Origin of the sequence: Streptomyces sp. NPDC049915 (assembly GCF_040656475.1) — a bacterium.
Taxonomy (GTDB): domain Bacteria; phylum Actinomycetota; class Actinomycetes; order Streptomycetales; family Streptomycetaceae; genus Streptomyces.
On sequence record NZ_JBFAMH010000014.1, the window covers coordinates 126,160 to 145,104 of the forward strand.

Genomic DNA, 18,945 nt, shown 5'->3' on the forward strand with positions numbered 1-18,945 from the left:
CGAGAGAAGGGAGCGGAAGTGAGCTATTCCGTGGGACAGGTCGCCGGCTTCGCCGGGGTCACGGTGCGCACCCTGCACCACTACGACGACATCGGTCTGCTCGTCCCGAGCGAGCGCAGCCACGCGGGCCACCGGCGCTACAGCGACGCCGACCTCGACCGGCTGCAGCAGATCCTGTTCTACCGGGAGCTCGGCTTCCCGCTCGAGGAGGTCGCGGCCCTGCTCGACGACCCGGACGCGGACCCGCGGGAGCACCTGCGCCGCCAGCACGAGCTGCTGAGCGCCCGGATCGAGAAGCTGCAGAAGATGGCCGAGGCCGTGGAGCACGCCATGGAGGCACGCACGATGGGAATCCAGCTCACACCCGAGGAGCGGTTCGAGGTGTTCGGGGACAAGGACCCCTTCAACGAGGAGTACGCCCGGGAGGCGGAGGAGCGCTGGGGCGCCACCGACTCGTGGGCCGAGTCGCAGCGGCGCGCCTCCCGCTACACCAAGGAGGACTGGAAGCGGATCAAGGCCGAGGTCGACGACTGGAGCGAGCGGTACGTCGCGCTGGTGACCGCCGGTGAGCCCGCCACCGGCGCACGCGCCATGGACCTGGCCGAGGAGCACCGGCAGCACATCAGCACGTGGTTCTACGAGTGCGGGCACGAGATGCACCAGTGCCTCGGCGACATGTACGCCTCCGACGCGCGCTTCAAGGCGTACTACGACGCCATGCGCCCCGGCCTGGCCGAACACCTGCGCGACGCCATCAAGGCGAACGCGGCCCGGCACACCGCCTGAGGTGATCGTGGCCCGGGCGGGTCACTCCCGGGCCACGACCACCGCGGTGCCGTACGCGCACACCTCCGTGCCCACGTCCGCCGCCTCCGTCACGTCGAAGCGGAACGCCAGCACGGCGTTGGCGCCACGCGCGCGTGCCTGCTCCACCAGCCGTTCCATCGCCTGGTTGCGGGTCTCCACAAGGGTCTTGGTCAGCCCTCGCAGCTCGCCGCCGACCAGCGACTTCAGCCCGGCGCCGATCTGGCTGCCGATGTGCCGGGAGCGCACGGTCAGCCCGAACACCTCACCGATGACCTGCTGCACGCGGTGACCCGGTACGTCGTTCGTGGTGACGACCAGCACATCCGACTGGGGTGTCTGGCCGCCGCCGTAATCGTCGATGCCCATGGTCCACAGCTTCGTACGGGGCGGCGCCGTGTGCATCCTGAGAGAACCCGGGGAACCCGGACCGTTCACCGGGCGTTGATAGCTTTGGGTGCGCGGTACCTGCCGCCGTACTTTCCCCACCCTCTCAGGAGCCCGGAACCGTGACGACGCTTGCCCTCGGCCCGAGCTGGCTCGACCCGAACCATCTCCTGGACACGTTCGGCATCTGGGGCCTGCTCCTGATCGTCTTCGCGGAGTCGGGACTGCTGATCGGCTTCTTCCTGCCGGGTGACTCGCTGCTGTTCACCTGCGGCCTGCTGATCACCTCGCACCAGCTGAACTTCCCTCTGTGGGGAGCGATCGCCCTGATCTGCGCCGCCGCGATCCTCGGCGACCAGGCGGGTTACATGTTCGGCAAGAAGGTCGGGCCGTCCCTGTTCAACCGCCCCGACTCGCGCCTGTTCAAGCAGGAGAACGTCACCAAGGCGCACGAGTTCTTCGAGAAGTACGGCCCGAAGTCCCTGGTGCTGGCCCGTTTCGTGCCCATCGTGCGCACGTTCACGCCGATCATCGCCGGCGTCAGCGGCATGCGGTACCGCTCGTTCCTGCTGTTCAACGTCATCGGCGGCGTCCTGTGGGGCGCGGGTGTGACCCTGCTGGGCTCCTGGCTGGGCAACGTCGACTTCGTCAAGAACAACATCGAGGCGATCCTGATCCTGATCGTCCTCGTCTCGGTGGTCCCCATCGCCATCGAGTTCCTGCGCGCCCGCAGCAAGAACAAGAAGGCCCAGCAGCGGCCCGCCCAGGCCCCGTCCCCGGTGCCCCCGGCGATGGACGACGCGACGACCCAGCTGCGCCGCATCGACCCGACGCCTAACTACGAGCACCAGCACCAGCGGCAGCCCCAGCAGCCGTACGGCGACCAGCACGGTGACCAGTACGGCGACCAGTACTACGGCGAGCAGTACCAGCAGCAGTACCCGGAGCAGTCGTACCCGCAGGAGCCGTACCCGCAGGGCTACGGCCGGCAGCAGCCGTACAACGGCCAGTACCCCTACAACCAGGGCTGACGGAGCCGACCCGAAGGGGCGCGGGGAACCGCGCGATCAAGCCGCACGGACCCGCACCCGCCGGCGTGGAGCACACCCACCGAGCCGGCAGGCGCCCCGCGTCAAAAGCCGCGCGTGCGCTTGGCGGCGCGGCGCTTGTCGGCGGAGCCGACCCTGAGGAACAGCCGGGAGATCTCCGACCCCAGGTTCACCCCGATCGCGATGGCCATCGCCAGCGCCGCCGCCTTCGTCAGGGACACCAGCCCCTTGTCGACGTCGTTCTGCGCGATCGACAGCAGCCCGAAGTACGTCGCGGAACCCGGCAGCAGCGGCCCGATCGCCGCCGTCGTGTACGGCAGCGCCGACACGAACCGGTAGCGCGACAGCAGCTGCCCGAACAGCCCCACGAGCCCTGCCGCGACGGCCGTGGACGCCACCGGCGAGAAACCCCCGGTGTAGTGCATCGCGCCGTACACGACCCACGCCACGCCCCCGTTGAGGGTCACCGCGAGGACCGTGGACCGCTCCTGCTGGAGCAGCACCGCGAAGGTCGCCGACAGCAGCATCGACGCGGCGATCTGGATCAGCGGCCGTTCCTGGAGCCGCAGCGCCGCGTCGGGGTTTAGGTGGGCCCCCAGCTGCACGCCGACGTAGAGCATCACCAGCACGCCGATGACGATGCCGACGAAGAAGTACAGCACCTCCAGCAGCCGCGCCGAGGCGGTGATGTAGAAGCCGGTCAGGCCGTCCTGTACGCCCGCCACCAGCGCCCGCCCCGGCAGCAGCGCGAACAGCCCACCGGTGATGACGGCGGACGCGTTCACGTTCGCGTGCGCCAGGGTCAGTGTGATGCCGATCGCGGCCGGCGGCATCGCGGCGACCGTGAACTGGTAGAACTCCGGCAGCCCGCGTCCGGCGCACAGCCATGCCAGCCGGTCGCCGAGCATCGCGCCCACCATGGCCGCAGCGAACACCTGCGCACCACCGCCGACCAGCAGGGAGGCCGCGCCCGCGAGCAGCCCGCTGGCCAGGGTCAGCACCCAGGTCGGGAACGGGTGCCGGTTGCGGCGGATCTCCGCCAGGCGCCGGTAGGCCTCCTCCAGGGAGATGTGGGTGTCCGGGTCGCTCAGGTCGTCCACGAGCCGGAACACGGCCGCGAGGCGCGTGTAGTCGGTGCCCCGGCGCCTTACGGTCCGGGACGCGGTGACCGGGTCCTCCACGAGGGAGGGCTGGTAGGAGACCGCCAGCAGGGTGAAGGTGACGTTCGGCTCGCAGCGGTCCAGACCGTAGGAGCGGCACACCGCGAACATCGCCGCCTCCACGTCCTCGGCTCCCTCGCCGCCGGCCAGCAGCAGCTCGCCGATACGCAGCGTCAGGTCCAGCACGCGCGGGACGGCCGGGCCGCCCTCCTCCGGCTTGTGCGCCTTCTCCGGGGCCGGCCGCTCGGTCACCGACATGCGCAGCATCGTGCGCATCCGGTCCTGCCACGGCACGTCCTTGGTGAGGCTGACGGCCGGTGTGCCGCCGGGCGGCGTGAAGGCCGGCGGGGCGCTCTTGGCGCTGTAGGTGCGCGGCGGGCTGAACGCCGACCCCTCCGGCTCGGCCCCGGCCGGCTGCGGCGCCTCCAGGCCGTCCGGCAGCGCGAACTCGGACGTCGTCTCCGACTCCCCGCCCACCTTGGGCACGGCGAGCCCGTCGGGAATGGCGAACTCGGACGTGATCTCGGGGTCGTAGACGCTCCTCGCCTCGTCCGACTGCGGCTTGCGATCTTCCGCCTCGGTCACTTGCAGCAGCGCTCCCTGTACGACACTCCGTAGCCCTCAGTATGCGCACAGACGCCGGACGGGCCGCACGCGTGCGCGTGCGGCCCGTCACCGGTCAGCGGGCTTACGGGGCCTCAGTGGCCGCCGTGCTCGCCGGCGCGCTTGATGGAGCGCTCGATCTCGGTCTCGGCGTCGGCGCGGCCGACCCAGTTGGCGCCTTCGACGCTCTTGCCCGGCTCCAGGTCCTTGTAGACCTCGAAGAAGTGCTGGATCTCCAGGCGGTCGAACTCCGAGACGTGGTGGATGTCGCGCAGGTGCTCCATCCGCGGGTCGGACGCGGGCACGCACAGCACCTTGTCGTCGCCGCCGGCCTCGTCGCGCATGCGGAACATGCCGATGGCGCGGCACTTCACCAGCACGCCGGGGAAGGTGGGCTCGTCCAGGATGACCAGCGCGTCCAGCGGGTCGCCGTCCTCGCCCAGGGTGCCCTCGATGTAGCCGTAGTCGGCCGGGTAGACCGTCGAGGTGAAGAGGTGCCGGTCCAGGCGGATCCGACCCGTCTCGTGGTCCACTTCGTACTTGTTCCGCGAACCCTTCGGGATCTCGATCGTGACGTCGAACTCCACCGGTGGCTCCTCCATGATCAACACATACTTCGGGTGATTAAGTGTCCCTCACGCCAGTGTGTGATCGCGAAAGGGGCTGGTGGTCGTGCCGGAACTGAGGCCCTGGCGGGCCGCGAGAGGGCACATGGCGCGGATCGCGGACAGCGTACGGCCGCGGCTGCGAAGCGCCGCCACCGTCGCCGGCCGGCTGCGCGGCACGCGTGCCACCCGGCCGCAGCCCGTCAGAACCTGGCAGTACACAGCCGGTGCCGCCACTGTCGGTCTCGCACTGGCCGCCGGCGTCGTCACCGCCGCCGGCCCCTGGGACTCGGGTCAGCGTACGGCCGAACGGGAGTGGGCAGCCGCCCAGGAAGGCACGGGTGGCGCAGATCACGGCCGTACGTCCGATTCATCCGGATCCTCCGGGGCGGCGGGCGGGGTGCCCCGGCCCGCGCCGAGCGCGGCAGCGGTCCTCACCGGCCTCGGCGGGGCCGCGACCTCGGTGCGGTCCGCGCCCGGCGGACCGGCCCTGGCCGGCCTCCTCGACCCGCTGATGACGGACCCCGCCCTCGGCGACCGGCGCGCGGCCGTCGTCGTCGACCTGGCCACCGGCAGGCGTCTGTACGGCGTCGGCGCCGACGACCCGCTCACCCCCGCGTCCACGACGAAGATCGCCACGGCGGTCGCCGCGCTCTCGGCCCTGGGCGCCGATCACCGCCTCGCCACGCGCGCGGTGCTGGAGCCCGACACCCGCGAGCTGATCCTGGTCGGCGGCGGCGACCCGACCCTCACCGCCCGCGCGGACGCCGGGGGCTGGGCGAGCCTGCGCACCCTCGCCGCGTCCACGGCCACCGCCCTGAAGAAGCGCGGCGTGAACGAGGTGACGCTGTCGTACGACACGAGCCTGTACGCCGGTTCCGAACTTCACCCCATCGGGGTCAACGAGAACCTCGCCCCCGTCACCGCCCTCATGGTCGACGAGGCCCGCACCGACGACTCGTCGTCCGGGCCGGCACCCCGCACCGCCGAACCCGCGGCCGACGCCACCCGCCGCTTCGCCGACCTCCTGAACGCGCAGGGCATCCGCACCAAGTCCCCCGGCCCCTCCAAGGCAACCGCGCGCGCCCTGCCGCTCGCGACGGTGACGTCCCCGCCGCTGTCCGACCTGGTCGAGCGGATGCTCACCAACAGCGACAACGACATCGCCGAGCACCTGGCCCGCCAGACCGCCCTCGCCACGGGTGTCCGCCCCGACTTCACGGGCGGCGGCGAGGCGATCCAGCGGCAGCTCGCCAGGCTCGGTCTGCCGCCTGCGGGGGCCGCCTTCAGGGACGGCAGCGGCCTCGACCGCTCCGACCGCCTCACGGCGCACCTCCTGACGGCCCTCCTGGTCACCGCCGGCGACCCGGCCCGCCCCGACCTGCGCCCCGTCCTCACCGGCCTCCCCGTCGCCGGCTTCACCGGCACCCTGACCACCCGCTACGCGGGCGGCGCGGCCGGCATCGTCCGCGCCAAGACCGGCACCCTGACGGGCGTCAACAGCCTCGCCGGCACGGTCGTCGACCACCAGGGCCACGTCCTGGCCTTCGCCTTCCTGGCCTCCGGCACGACGGACCCGGAAGCAGCCCAACGCGCCCTGGACCGGGCGGCCACGGCACTGGCGGGCTGAACCACGCCACCGGCCGTGCGGTCGCAGTGCCGCATGCCCGGCAAACGGCGGGGTCCGCTGGCGACGCGACCACCTCGGCACCCCCGGGGACACTCCGGGCGTTGCCCAACCCCACGGCCTGCCCCAAGCGGTGACGCTCACGTACGGTTGACACATGACGAGCATCGGTGGTGCCGCATCTGCTGGGATGATCGACTGGAATCTCGCGGTCGCGACCGCGACCCGGCTCGTACGGCCGGGCCCCGAGGTCAGCCGCGAGGAGGCCCGTGACGTCGTCGCGGAACTGCGCCGTCACGCCAAGGCTTCGGAGGAACACGTCCGGGGCTTCACCCGGATGGGGACCGGCGAGATCCACGACACCCCCGTCCTCGTCGTCGACCGCCCCGGCTGGGTGAAGGCCAACGTCGCCGGCTTCCGCGAGATCCTCAAGCCGCTGCTGCAGAAGATGCAGGAGCGCCGCGGCAGCACCCCCGGCGGTCAGGTCCTCGGCGCCGTCGGCGGCAAGGTCACCGGCGTCGAACTGGGCATGCTGCTGTCCTTCCTCGCCTCCCGCGTCCTCGGCCAGTACGAGACCTTCGCCCCCGCCACCCGTGAGCTCCCGGCCGGCGAGCACGGCGGCGGCCGCCTCCTGCTCGTCGCCCCCAACATCGTCCACGTCGAGCGCGAACTCGACGTCCAGCCGCACGACTTCCGCCTCTGGGTGTGCCTGCACGAGGAGACGCACCGCACCCAGTTCAGCGCCGTGCCGTGGCTGCGCGACCATCTGGAGGGCGAGATCCAGTCGTTCCTCGCCGAGACCGACGTCGACCCCATGACCATCCTGGAGCGCGTCCGGGAGGCCGCCCAGTCGCTGGCCGGCGGCCGTCCCGAGGGCGAGGAGGACGACGGCGGCCGCTCCCTCGTGGAGATCGTGCAGACCCCCGCCCAGCGGGAGATCCTCGGCCGCCTCACCGCCGTGATGAGCCTGCTCGAAGGCCACGCCGACTTCGTGATGGACGGCGTCGGCCCGTCCGTCGTCCCCTCCGTCGCCGAGATCCGCGAGAAGTTCCAGCAGCGCCGCGCCAAGGGCGCCTCCCGTCTGGACCTCGCCCTGCGCAAACTGCTCGGCCTGGACGCCAAGCTGCGGCAGTACCGGGACGGCGAGCGCTTCGTGCGCGCGGTGGTCGACGAGGTCGGCATGGACGGCTTCAACCGTGCGTGGACTTCCCCGAACACACTCCCTACCAAGGCGGAGATCTCCAAACCGGCGGACTGGGTCGCGCGGGTGCACCGCAGGCCCGAGGGGTGAACGGCGGACCACGGTGGTGAACACGATCCGGCCGACGGCAGGCGAACGCCCCTTCAATCACCCGTCCGAGGGACCGTGAGCCGTGGACAGGCGTGCAATGCTCGGGTCACCGCCCGTTTCTGTCACCATCTACACACTCTGAGTGACTGACACGGGTTCACCCCCGACGAGCTTCCTGAAGGGAACCGGACATGGGTCCCCATCCTGCGGTCGCGGCGATACGCCTGGCGGTCCGCCGCGTCCTCCACGACATCCTCACCGAACAGCACGCCTCCCCGACTGCCGCCTCCGCCGGGACCGCGCTGCTCGAGCGCCCGCCCGCGCCGCTCGTGCTCGTGGCCTGCTCCGGCGGCGCCGACTCCATGGCGCTCGCCTCCGCCCTCGCCTTCGAGGCCCCCCGCCTCGGGATCCGCGCCGGCGGCGTCACCGTCGACCACGGCCTGCAGCCCGGCTCCGACCTGCGCGCCGCCGAAGTCGTCCTGCGCCTGACCGACCTCGGCCTCGCCCCCGTGGAGTCCACCGCCGTCACCGTCGGCCGCGAGGGAGGCCCCGAGGCCGCCGCCCGCGACGCCCGCTACGCCGCCCTGGACGACGCGGCGCAGCGCCACGGCGCCGCCGCGATCCTCCTCGGCCACACCCGCGACGACCAGGCCGAGACCGTCCTGCTCGGCCTCGCCCGCGGCTCCGGCATCCGCTCCCTGTCCGGCATGGCCGCGGTCTCGGGGGCCGGCGGCCGTTACCGGCGCCCCTTCCTCCAGCTCGACCGTCAGACCGCGCGCAAGGCCTGCATGGTCCAGTCCCTGCCCGTCTGGGACGACCCGCACAACGCCGACCCCGCCTACACCCGCTCCCGGCTGCGCCACGAGGGCCTGCCCGCCCTCGAGAAGGCCCTCGGCAAGGGCGTCGTCGAGGCCCTCGCCCGTACGGCCCAGCTCTCCCGCGACGACGCCGACGCGCTCGACGCCTGGGCCAGCCAGGCCGAGGCCGGGGTGCGCGACGCGGCCGGCCGGCTGGAGTGCGCCAAGCTCTACGCCCTCCCGCCCGCCGTACGCCGCCGGATCCTGCGCCGCGCCGCCATCGAGGCCGGCGCCCCGGCCGGTTCCCTCTTCGCCCGGCACATCGAGGAGATGGACCGGCTGATCACCGGCTGGCGTGGTCAGGGGGCCATCAATCTGCCCGGCAAAGTCGTCGCCCGGCGCCAGGGTGGCAGACTGGTGATTCGGCAAGGCTGAGTCCCGACCCCTTTCGCACCTGCGGCGGGGGCGGACCGGCCGGTGGGACGACCGACCGAAAGTGATGCGGGTGGACGCGAAAGACATGGGTGCCGACCTTCAGCAGGTGCTCATCACCAAAGAAGAGATCGACGCGAAGCTGGCCGAGCTGGCCGCGAAGATCGACGCGGAGTACGCGGGCAAGGACCTGCTGATCGTCGGTGTCCTCAAGGGCGCCGTGATGGTCATGGCCGATCTGGCCCGGGCGCTGTCCACCCCCGTCACCATGGACTGGATGGCCGTCTCCTCCTACGGCGCGGGCACCCAGTCCTCCGGTGTGGTGCGGATCCTCAAGGACCTCGACACCGACATCAAGGGCAAGCACGTCCTGATCGTCGAGGACATCATCGACTCCGGCCTGACCCTGTCCTGGCTGATCAACAACCTCGGCTCGCGCGAGCCCGCCTCGCTGAAGGTGTGCACGCTGCTGCGCAAGCCGGACGCCGCGAAGGTCGCCATCGACGTGGAGTGGGTCGGCTTCGACATCCCCAACGAGTTCGTCGTCGGCTACGGCCTCGACTACGCCGAGAAGTACCGCAACCTGCCGTTCGTCGGTACGCTCGCGCCCCACGTCTACGGCGGCTAGCCCACCCGGGCACGGTCCCCGCGACGATCGGGAACCCCGGAGGGTCTCCCGCCGTTGGAGCATGCAGACGGGTTCGTCAGCGGTCCTGTGCGGCTTCGGACGCCAAGGCTGGGGTACCGTCAGAAGAACTGTCTTATCAAACTCACTATGGCAGGAGGGACGGGGCGGCACCGCTCCGTGTGGATGGACGTGAAGCGATACTTCCGTGGGCCGGTCATGTGGATCGTGCTGGCCGTCCTTGCCGTGGTCGTGTTGATGCAGGTCGTCGGCTCGTCCGGCGGCTACAAGACGGTGGACACCTCCCAGGTCGTCCAGGCCATCAACGACAACAAGGTCGAGCAGGCCAAGCTGACCACCGGCGACGAGCAGACCATCAAGGTCGAGCTCAAGGACGGCGTCAAGGTTCAGGGCAGCTCGAAGATCCAGGCCAGTTACATCGGCGACCAGGGCGTGACCATCGCCGGCACGCTGCAGACCAAGTACCAGGACAAGCAGATTCCGAAGGGCTACACGGTCTCGCCCTCGAAGCAGAACCCGTTCCTCGGGATCCTGCTGTCCCTGCTGCCCTTCGTCCTCATCGTCGTCGTGTTCCTGTTCCTGATGAATCAGATGCAGGGCGGCGGCAGCCGCGTGATGAACTTCGGCAAGTCCAAGGCCAAGCTCATCACCAAGGACACCCCCAAGACGACGTTCACCGACGTCGCCGGCTGCGACGAGGCCGTCGAGGAGCTCCAGGAGATCAAGGAGTTCCTCCAGGAACCGGCCAAGTTCCAGGCCGTCGGCGCCAAGATCCCCAAGGGTGTGCTGCTGTACGGCCGCCCGGGTACCGGCAAGACCCTGCTCGCGCGCGCCGTGGCCGGCGAGGCGGGCGTCCCGTTCTACTCGATCTCCGGTTCCGACTTCGTCGAGATGTTCGTCGGTGTCGGTGCCTCCCGGGTCCGTGACCTGTTCGAGCAGGCCAAGGCGAACGCCCCGGCGATCGTCTTCGTCGACGAGATCGACGCGGTCGGCCGCCACCGCGGCGCCGGCCTCGGCGGCGGTCACGACGAGCGCGAGCAGACCCTGAACCAGCTGCTCGTCGAGATGGACGGCTTCGACGTGAAGGGCGGCGTCATCCTGATCGCCGCCACCAACCGGCCCGACATCCTGGACCCGGCGCTGCTGCGCCCCGGACGCTTCGACCGGCAGATCGCCGTCGACCCGCCGGACCTGCAGGGCCGTCTGGAGATCCTCAAGGTCCACCAGAAGGGCAAGCCGGTCGCCCCGGACGTCGACCTGTCGGCCGTCGCCCGGCGCACCCCCGGCATGACCGGTGCCGACCTCGCCAACGTGCTGAACGAGGCCGCGCTGCTCACGGCCCGCTCGAACCAGAAGCTGGTCGACAACAAGATGCTCGACGAGGCGATCGACCGCGTCGTGGCCGGCCCGCAGAAGCGGACCCGCATCATGTCGGACAAGGAAAAGAAGATCACCGCCTACCACGAGGGCGGTCACGCCCTGGTCGCGGCGGCCTCACCGAACTCCGACCCGGTCCACAAGATCACCATCCTGTCCCGCGGCCGTGCCCTGGGCTACACGATGGTGCTGCCGGACGAGGACAGGTACTCCACCACCCGCAACGAGATGCTCGACCAGCTCGCCTACATGCTGGGCGGTCGCGCGGCCGAGGAACTGGTCTTCCACGACCCGACCACGGGCGCCGCGAACGACATCGAGAAGGCCACCAACCTGGCCCGCGCGATGGTCACCCAGTACGGCATGACCGAGCGTCTCGGCGCGATCAAGTTCGGCGGCGACAACAGCGAGCCGTTCCTGGGCCGTGAGATGGCCCACCAGCGCGACTACTCCGAGGAGGTCGCCGCGCTGGTGGACGAGGAAGTCAAGAAACTCATCGAGACGGCGCACAACGAGGCCTGGGAAATCCTGGTCGAGAACCGCGACGTGCTCGACAACCTCGTCCTGCAGCTGCTGGAGAAGGAGACGCTGGGCAAGGAGGAGATCGCCGAGATCTTCGCCACCATCGTCAAGCGCCCGCCGCGGCCCGCCTGGACCGGTTCCTCCCGGCGTACGCCGTCCACCCGTCCGCCGGTGCTCTCCCCGAAGGAGCTCGCCCTGACGAACGGTGCCAACGGCGCCACGGCCGCGATCAGCACGGTGAAGTCGACGGCGGCGGACCCCGCCTCCACAACCGAGCCGTCGCGTGAGGACCGCCCCGAGAGCTGAGCCGTTCCGGCCACCGGGCCGGAATGGATGCCGCGCCCCCCGGGTTCTAGCCTGGGGGGCGCGGCTTTTCGTATACCGCGGTTCGAAACGCGTGGGCGTCCCACGTGTGACAGGTACAGGAACGAGGATCCAGATGACCGACCCCGTGACGCTGGACGGCGACGGCCCCATCGGCGAGTTCGACGAGAAGCGTGCCGAGAACGCCGTACGCGAACTCCTCATCGCGGTCGGCGAAGACCCGGACCGCGAGGGCCTCAGGGAGACGCCCGGCCGCGTCGCGCGGGCGTACAAGGAGATATTCGCGGGCCTGTGGCAGCAGCCCGAGGACGTCCTGACGACGACGTTCGACCTGGGGCACGACGAGATGGTGCTGGTGAAGGACATCGAGGTGTTCAGCACCTGTGAACACCATCTGGTGCCGTTCCGCGGCGTCGCCCATGTCGGTTACATCCCGTCCACCAGCGGGAAGATCACCGGGCTGTCCAAGCTGGCACGGCTCGTGGACGTCTACGCCCGCCGCCCGCAGGTGCAGGAACGTCTCACCACGCAGGTCGCGGACGCCCTGATGGAGATCCTGGAGCCGCGCGGGGTCATCGTGGTCATCCAGTGCGAGCACATGTGCATGTCGATGCGCGGCATCCGCAAGCCCGGCGCGAAGACCATCACCTCGGCGGTGCGCGGTCAGCTGCGGGACGCGGCGACCCGCAACGAGGCGATGAGCCTGATCATGTCCGGCTGAAGCCGGGAAGCCTGAGCCGGAAGGCTCCCGCGGGGCGGTGTCACGCCGGGTGCGCCGCCCCTTGGTTGTTGTCGTCCTCGTCCTCCGGGAGCTTGCAGACGCGCTCCAGGAAGATCGCCGCCGCTATCACGCCGATGCCCGCGACGACCGAGAAGCCGGCGTAGATGGCCTGGTCGCGACGGGCCGGGATGTCGAGGAGTTCCAGCAGGAGGACGCCCGTGCCGCCGTACATGCCGGCGACGAGGGCGGCGACCAGCGCGCTGGCCTGGCCGAAGACGACCGCCCGGGCCGCCATCAGCGGGTCCACGCCCTTGGCTTCGGGGACGCGGTCGCGCTGGGCCTTGAGGCGGGCGCGCAGCGACAGCGCGGTGGCCAGTAGGACCACCGCGATCAGCGCGAGGACGATGGGTGCGGCCAGGGGGACGCCGGGCAGAGTCCCCACCGAGTTCCACAGGCGGGCGCCCGCCCAGGACAGGATGCCGGCGACGACGAACACACCGGCCAGCACCCTGATGCGCAGCTCTCTCACGGTGACCCTTCAGCTCCCCCGGACCGGGTGACGGGCGGCTCCCGTCCTGTGCGGCCGCGCATGCGGCCCGCCTCGACCTTAACGACTACTCGGGCAGGTGGAGTTCCAGGTCCTTGCGGGGCGCGACACCCTCTCGGGTGACGCTGTCCAGGAGCTGCCCGATCATGCCGCGGCCGGGCAACTCGGCGCCGGGCTCGACGTCGTACCAGGGAGCGAGGACGAAGGCGCGCTCGTGGGCGCGCGGGTGGGGGAGCGTGAGATGCGGGTCGTCGGACACCACACCGGCGTAGGCGACGATGTCGACGTCGAGGGTGCGCGCGCCCCAGCGCTCGGTGCGCACCCGGTGGAAGGCCTCCTCCACCGCGTGCGCCCGCTCCAGCAGGGAGGACGGGGGCAGGGTGGTCTTCACCAGAACGACGGCGTTGAAGTACGACGGCTGGCTGCCGGGGTCCACGCCCCACGGCTCGGTCTCGTAGACCGGGGAGACGGCTTTGACGCGCACGCCCGGCGTGTCCTCCAGGGCGTCGATGGCGCCCTGGAGGGTCTCCAGCCGGTTGCCGAGGTTGGAGCCGAGGGCGATCACGGCCCGTTTCGGGTTCTGCAGCGTGGTGTCGGCGGCGTCGACCTGTTCGACGACGGAGGCGGGCACCGGCTGGACGGTCGGGTCGCTGTGACCTTTGGTGAAGGGTGCGGTCATACTCGGCTCCGGGTGATCGTGACGGTCACGTCGTCGAAGGGGACGGTGATCGGCGCGTCCGGCTTGTGGACGGTCACCTCGACCTCCTTGGCCCCCTCGTGCTTCAGACACACCTGGGCGATGCGCTCGGCGAGGGTCTCGATGAGGTCCACGGGCTCGCCCTGGACGACGGCCACGACCTCCTCGGCCACGATGCCGTAGTGCACGGTCTTCGCCAGGTCGTCGTCCGCCGCGGCCGGCCGGGTGTCCAGGCCGATGACGAGGTCCACGATGAAGGTCTGGCCCTCTTCGCGTTCCTTGGGGAACACACCGTGGTGCCCGCGGGCCTTCAGGCCGCGCAGCGCGACACGATCCACGCGAATCACTCCTGCAATCGTCGGGTGCGGCCGGTCCGTACCGCGTGCGGGCGGTGCGTCGGCCTCGGTCGAATCTACCTGCGGGCACTGACAGGGCAGGGCCACGGGGCGGCGGGCCGGCGCGGTTCCGGAAGGTTCACCGCGTGTTTCCCCTGGGAAACCCGCTGGCTCACGGGCTGGTGGCCGTCCCCGGCCCGGGTGCCCGTGATTCCGACCACTTCCTTGTTCCTGCGGGCGGACCCGTAGATCGCCTACCCACTCAGGAGGGTGACTCCTCGCCCTCGTCCTCGTCGTTTTCGGCCAGAACGGGCGAGGCGTGGTGCGACCAGAGCTTCCACCCCGCCGACGTGCGCCGGAACACGTTCGTGGCGACCACGAGCTGGCCCACGAGCGGCCCAAGCTCCTCGCCCTCGGTGGGGGCGGGGCCGCCGCTGAGGATGTTCTCGGTGCAGGTGACCACGGCCGTGTCCCCGGTGACCGAGACATGCACGTCGGTGAGGAAGAACTGGATGTAGTCGGTGTTCGCCATGATCAGCGCGTAGGAGCGCAGGACCTCGCCGCGGCCGGTGAGCACGGGCCAGCCGGGGTGCACACAGGACACCACGCCGGCGTCGGCCGGATCGTGGTAGGTCTCGTCGACGCCCAGGTCGGCCGGGGTGAGCCAGGTCGAGGCGACCTCCTCGAAGTCGCCCCGTTCGAGTGCCTCGTAGAAGGCCGTGTTGGCGGCCTCCACCTGTTCGACGTCGGTGTGCGGGGCGCTCACCGGGCTCCTTCGGGCCCGTGGGCGCCGGGCGCGGGCGATGCAGGGGGCGCTTCGGGCGCCGTACGCGCCCCTTCCACGGCGCGTGCGACCCGTACCGCGTCCGCCGTGGCGCGGACCTCGTGGACGCGGACCGCCCAGGCGCCGGCGTGCGCGGCGAGCGCGGAGACGGCGGCCGTGGCGGCGTCGCGTTCGCGCGCGGGCGGGGGCGCGCCGTCGGAACCGGCGAGGATGCGGCCGAGGAACCGCTTGCGGGAGGCGGCGATGAGCAGCGGGTGGCCGAGCGCGTGGAGCCGGTGGGCGTGGGCGAGGAGGGCGAGGTCGTGCTCGGCGTCCTTGGAGAAGCCGAGGCCGGGGTCGACGATGACGCGCTCGGGGGCGATGCCGCCGTCCAGGGCGGCCTGCACGCGTGCGTGGAGCTCGTCGACGACCTCGGTGACGACGTCGGCGTAGTGGCCCGGGACGTTGCCGCCCTGGAGGAAGCCGCGCCAGTGCATGACGACGAAGGGAGCGCCGGCGTCGGCGACGGCGGGGATCATCGCGGGGTCGGCCATGCCGCCGCTGACGTCGTTGACGAGGGCGGCGCCGGCCGCGAGGGACTGGGCGGCGACCCGGGCGCGCATGGTGTCCACGGAGACGACGACGCCCTCGGAGGCCAGGCCCCGCACGACGGGGATGACCCGGCGCAGTTCCTCCTCCTCGTCGACGCGGGTGGCGCCGGGGCGGGTGGACTCGCCGCCGACGTCGACCAGGTCGGCGCCCCGCTCGACGAGGTCGAGACCGTGCTTGACGGCCGCGGTCGTGTCGAACCAGCGGCCGCCGTCGGAGAAGGAGTCGGGAGTGACGTTCACAACACCCATGACCGCGCAGCGGCCCCAGTCCGGAAGGCCCGCGACGCGTCGGCGTCCGCTGTGGTTGCTCATATGTTCAGCGTAGGCCCCTCACCGGGGCCGTATCGCCGTACAGCCCGGGCGCGGGCCCCGGTGCTTCGGGGACCCGCGCCCGGGCCGGTCGTGTCCGTCGCAGGGGTGGGTCAGGCCGCGCGCACGTCGCGTTCGGCCACGCCGTGGGCGCACGGGCGCCGGGTGGCGGCGCGGCGGCGCAGGAAGCGCGGCAGCGGCGGGGCGAGGTTCACGAAGCCCTCGGCCTGCATGTAGGCGAAGCCGATGCGGGGCAGGTCGGCGGAGGCGCGGTAGACGATGAAGCGCGGCTCCCAGCGCGGCTGGAACTTGGCGTTGAACTTGTACAGCGACTCGATCTGGAACCAGCGCGAGAGGAAGATCAGCAGTCCGCGCCAGACGCGCAGCACCGGGCCGGCGCCGAGCTTCTCGCCACGCGCCAGCGCCGAGCGGAAGACGGCGAAGTTCAGCGAGACGCGCTCGATGCCGAGCTTCGGGGCGGCCTGGAGGGCGGCCACGATCAGCAGCTCGTTCATGCCGGGGTCGGCGCTGCGGTCGCGCCGCATCAGGTCCAGCGAGACGCCGTCGGTGCCCCAGGGCACGAAGTGCAGGATCGCCTTGAGGTCGCCGTACGCGCCGGGCTCGTCGTCGGCCTTGTGGGCGGTGGCGATGAGGCAGTCGGCGTCGGCGGGGTCGCCGAGGCGGCCCAGCGCCATGGAGAAGCCGCGCTCGGTGTCGGTGCCGCGCCAGTCGTCGGCGGCGCGCCGGATGCGCTCGAGTTCGGCCTCGCCGAGGTCACCTATACGCCGTACCCGCGTCTCGTAGCCGGCCCGCTCGATGCGCTTGACCATCTGGCGCACGTTGCGCATCGCACGCCCGGAGAGGGAGAAATCCTTCACGTCCACCACCGCCTCGTCGCCCAGCTCGAGGGCGTCGAGGCCGGTCTCGCGGGTCCACACCTCGCCGCCGGTCTCGGAGCAGCCGACCACGGCGGGCGTCCAGGAGTGGGCCTTGGCCTCGTCCATGAACCGCTCGATGGCGCCCGGCCAGGCCTCGACGTCGCCGATGGGGTCGCCGCTGGCGAGCATCACGCCGGAGACGACGCGGTAGGTGACGGCGGCCTTCCCGCTGGGGGAGAAGACGACGGCCTTGTCGCGGCGCAGCGCGAAGTGGCCGAGGGAGTCGCGTCCGCCGTGCTTGGCGAGCAGGTCGCGCAGCCGCTCCTCGTCGTCCTCGGTGAGGCGGGCGGCCGGGTGCTCGGGGCGGAAGGCGAGGTAGATGGTGGTGACGGCGGTCAGCCAGCCGAGCGCGCCGAGGGAGAAGGCGACGGTCCAGGAGGTGTTGCCCTGGTAGTCGACCGGGCCCTCGAAGCCGAACAGGCCGTAGATCACGTGCGTGATCCGATCGGCCAGGCTCGGGTCGCCGACCATCCGGTTCGGATGGACGCTGACGATGATCAGACCCAGCACGAGGGAACCGGCGCTCATGAGGACGAAGTTGGCCAGGGCCCGCCAGCGGCTGCGCGGGTCGGGCAGAGCCGTGAACTGCTCGCGGTGGATGATCAGCGGCGCGAGCAGCGCGACGGAGATCAGCACCCCGATGACCGAGTGCCGGTACACGAACTGGGCCACCGCGCCGGCCGGCAGCAGGACGACGGCGGCGCGCCAGGCGCGGCGCTTGCCGCGCTTGAGGCCGTGGGCGAGCAGCAGCAGCAGAACGCCGGCGCTCAGCGAGAGCGCCGCCGCGAACGGCCCGAACGATCCGGGCAGCACCTCGGCGAGGGCGTGCATACGGCTGTGCCTGAACCGCGGGAAGACCCCCGCGGCGATGTCCAGGACACCCACGAGTGCGCACGCTCTGCCGACGAGGACCGGACTGGCCTCGGGGCGCGGGCCGCGCACGACGCGCCGCACCCGGCTTGATCGGCTCGGAACCCCGTCCGACATTTCCCCATCTTCCCTGACAGACATCGCATCCCGTAGTTCTGCGAGAGACCTTGAACCCGGTGCCGTATCGGGCATCCGGCGACATTGCGTCCTCTAGGACGGTGTCTCGGGGGGAGAGGTTCACTCGCCCCGTCAAAGCCGGTCCAAAGGCCGAGGAAAGTTCGGGGCAAGCCCTCGCGGAGAAAACGGGGATGCGCCCGGTGCCCGGATGGAAAGCGCAGGCAGGAACACCCCATGGGTCTCACGAGCAAGAAAGTGCTGTTGCTGGCGATCGTGGTCGCCGCGGTGCTGTTCGTCGGCACGGTGTGGCTGTGGCCGCGTCTGTCGCGCCGCAACTGGCGTGCGGTCGCCGGACGGATCGGGCTGCTGTTCGTGACGCAGGTGACGCTGTTCGCGTGCGTGGGGCTCGGGGCGAACCGTTCCTTCGGCTTCTACGCCAGCTGGGCCGACCTCTTCGGGCAGGAGAACGGCCAGGGCGTGGTCGTCGACCACAACGCGAACGGCCCCGACGGCGGCCCGCTCCAGGTGCTCGACACCCGCAAGGTGAGCAAGTCGGGCGGGGGCCGGCCGGAGATCGGCGGGCAGATCCAGAAGGTCGCCATCACCGGACCCACGACCCACATAGCCACGCCCGCGTACGTCTATCTGCCGCCTGAGTACTTCCAGGCGCAGTACCGCACGCGCGCGTTCCCCGCGGCCGTCGTGCTGACCGGGTACCCGGGCACGGCCGAGGCGCTGGTGGACAAGCTGCACTATCCGCGCACCGCGCGCGATCTTGCCAAGCAGGGCCGGATGCAGCCGATGATCCTGGTGATGATGCGCCCGACGGTCGCGCCCCCGCGCGACACCGAGTGCGTGGACGTGCCGGGCGGCCCGCAGACGGAGACGTTCTTCGCCAAGGACCTGCCGCAGGCGGTGTCGGCGCACTACCGGGTGGGCCGCGGTCCCGGCTCCTGGGGCGTCGTGGGCGACTCCACCGGCGGCTACTGCGCGCTGAAGTTCGCCATGCACCACCCGAGCGTGTACGCCGCGGCCGTGGGCCTGTCCCCCTACTACAAGGCGCCGATCGACCCCACGACGGGCGACCTCTTCCACGGCGACAAGCAGCTGCGCAACCGCGCCGACCTGATGTGGTGCCTCAAGCACATGCCGGCACCCGACACCTCACTGCTCGTCACCAGCAGCAAGGTGGGGGAGAACAACTACAAGAGCACGACGAAGTTCATCGGCGCGGTGAAGGCGACCGGCACGACCCGCATCTCGTCCATCATCCTCGACAGCGGCGGGCACAACTTCAACACGTGGCGGCGCGAGATCCCCGAGTCGCTGGCGTGGCTCAGCGGGCGGCTGACGGCGGGCTGACGTGGGCTGACCGCAGCCCTTGCGCCCCTTGGCTTTCGCTGATGCCTCCTG

18 protein-coding genes are annotated in these 18,945 nt (G+C 71.2%); 9 read left to right on the forward strand and 9 right to left on the reverse strand.

What is annotated here, in order from left to right:
• The first annotated feature begins 18 nt into the window (after nt 1–18).
• A complete protein-coding gene (locus AB0J12_RS24035; RefSeq protein WP_363266429.1) occupies nt 19–786 on the forward strand; it encodes a MerR family transcriptional regulator in 768 nt (255 codons plus the stop codon).
• Between the two features lie 21 nt (nt 787–807).
• On the opposite strand, the gene AB0J12_RS24040 is transcribed toward AB0J12_RS24035, so the two are convergent.
• Complete coding sequence (locus AB0J12_RS24040; RefSeq protein WP_363266430.1) at nt 808–1,173, reverse strand: YbjQ family protein; 366 nt, start codon at nt 1,171–1,173, stop codon at nt 808–810.
• Between the two features lie 140 nt (nt 1,174–1,313).
• On the opposite strand from AB0J12_RS24040, the gene AB0J12_RS24045 reads away from it, so the two are divergent.
• On the forward strand, nt 1,314–2,222 hold the full coding sequence (locus AB0J12_RS24045; RefSeq protein WP_363266431.1) for a VTT domain-containing protein: 909 nt from the start codon (nt 1,314–1,316) through the stop codon (nt 2,220–2,222).
• A 101-nt stretch (nt 2,223–2,323) separates the two neighbouring features.
• On the opposite strand, the gene AB0J12_RS24050 is transcribed toward AB0J12_RS24045, so the two are convergent.
• Complete coding sequence (locus AB0J12_RS24050; protein WP_363266432.1) at nt 2,324–3,985, reverse strand: threonine/serine exporter family protein; 1,662 nt, start codon at nt 3,983–3,985, stop codon at nt 2,324–2,326.
• 113 nt (nt 3,986–4,098) lie between these two features.
• Nucleotides 4,099–4,590, reverse strand: a complete 492-nt coding sequence (locus AB0J12_RS24055) for an inorganic diphosphatase (RefSeq protein ID WP_363266494.1) — start codon at nt 4,588–4,590, stop codon at nt 4,099–4,101.
• 79 nt (nt 4,591–4,669) lie between these two features.
• Here AB0J12_RS24055 and dacB point away from each other — a divergent pair, with 79 nt between their 5' ends.
• From dacB to folE, 6 genes are all read left to right on the forward strand, one after another.
• Nucleotides 4,670–6,238 carry a D-alanyl-D-alanine carboxypeptidase/D-alanyl-D-alanine-endopeptidase gene (dacB, locus tag AB0J12_RS24060; RefSeq protein WP_363266433.1) on the forward strand — a complete coding sequence of 523 codons (1,569 nt, stop codon included), beginning with the start codon at nt 4,670–4,672 and terminating at the stop codon, nt 6,236–6,238.
• Between the two features lie 154 nt (nt 6,239–6,392).
• On the forward strand, nt 6,393–7,526 hold the full coding sequence (locus tag AB0J12_RS24065) for a zinc-dependent metalloprotease (RefSeq protein WP_363266434.1): 1,134 nt from the start codon (nt 6,393–6,395) through the stop codon (nt 7,524–7,526).
• A 191-nt stretch (nt 7,527–7,717) separates the two neighbouring features.
• Entirely contained in the window at nt 7,718–8,758 is a 1,041-nt protein-coding gene (gene tilS, locus AB0J12_RS24070; protein ID WP_363266435.1) for a tRNA lysidine(34) synthetase TilS, read from the forward strand.
• Nucleotides 8,759–8,822: 64 nt separating this feature from the next.
• Nucleotides 8,823–9,383 carry a hypoxanthine phosphoribosyltransferase gene (gene hpt / locus AB0J12_RS24075; RefSeq protein ID WP_031165039.1) on the forward strand — a complete coding sequence of 187 codons (561 nt, stop codon included), beginning with the start codon at nt 8,823–8,825 and terminating at the stop codon, nt 9,381–9,383.
• Nucleotides 9,384–9,566: 183 nt separating this feature from the next.
• Nucleotides 9,567–11,606, forward strand: coding sequence for an ATP-dependent zinc metalloprotease FtsH (gene ftsH / locus AB0J12_RS24080; RefSeq protein ID WP_363266495.1), 2,040 nt, complete (start codon nt 9,567–9,569; stop codon nt 11,604–11,606).
• Between the two features lie 133 nt (nt 11,607–11,739).
• The gene (gene folE, locus AB0J12_RS24085; protein ID WP_363266436.1) at nt 11,740–12,345 is read left to right on the forward strand and encodes a GTP cyclohydrolase I FolE; all 606 of its coding nucleotides are present in this window, start codon (nt 11,740–11,742) and stop codon (nt 12,343–12,345) included.
• 40 nt (nt 12,346–12,385) lie between these two features.
• On the opposite strand, the gene AB0J12_RS24090 is transcribed toward folE, so the two are convergent.
• The 6 genes from AB0J12_RS24090 to AB0J12_RS24115 form a co-directional block, all read right to left on the reverse strand.
• Entirely contained in the window at nt 12,386–12,874 is a 489-nt protein-coding gene (locus AB0J12_RS24090; protein ID WP_363266437.1) for a DUF3180 domain-containing protein, read from the reverse strand.
• 85 nt (nt 12,875–12,959) lie between these two features.
• A complete protein-coding gene (gene folK, locus AB0J12_RS24095) occupies nt 12,960–13,571 on the reverse strand; it encodes a 2-amino-4-hydroxy-6-hydroxymethyldihydropteridine diphosphokinase (protein ID WP_363266438.1) in 612 nt (203 codons plus the stop codon).
• Complete coding sequence (gene folB, locus AB0J12_RS24100) at nt 13,568–13,927, reverse strand: dihydroneopterin aldolase (protein WP_363266439.1); 360 nt, start codon at nt 13,925–13,927, stop codon at nt 13,568–13,570. Before folB ends, folK begins: the two co-directional genes overlap by 4 nt.
• A 259-nt stretch (nt 13,928–14,186) precedes the next feature.
• Nucleotides 14,187–14,690, reverse strand: a complete 504-nt coding sequence (locus AB0J12_RS24105) for a nuclear transport factor 2 family protein (protein ID WP_363266440.1) — start codon at nt 14,688–14,690, stop codon at nt 14,187–14,189.
• On the reverse strand, nt 14,687–15,610 hold the full coding sequence (gene folP / locus AB0J12_RS24110) for a dihydropteroate synthase (RefSeq protein ID WP_363266441.1): 924 nt from the start codon (nt 15,608–15,610) through the stop codon (nt 14,687–14,689). Before folP ends, AB0J12_RS24105 begins: the two co-directional genes overlap by 4 nt.
• A gap of 110 nt (nt 15,611–15,720) precedes the next feature.
• Entirely contained in the window at nt 15,721–17,532 is a 1,812-nt protein-coding gene (locus AB0J12_RS24115; RefSeq protein WP_363266442.1) for a phosphatidylglycerol lysyltransferase domain-containing protein, read from the reverse strand.
• A gap of 234 nt (nt 17,533–17,766) precedes the next feature.
• Here AB0J12_RS24115 and AB0J12_RS24120 point away from each other — a divergent pair, with 234 nt between their 5' ends.
• Nucleotides 17,767–18,894 carry an alpha/beta hydrolase-fold protein gene (locus AB0J12_RS24120; RefSeq protein WP_363266443.1) on the forward strand — a complete coding sequence of 376 codons (1,128 nt, stop codon included), beginning with the start codon at nt 17,767–17,769 and terminating at the stop codon, nt 18,892–18,894.
• The last annotated feature ends 51 nt before the right edge of the window (nt 18,895–18,945 follow it).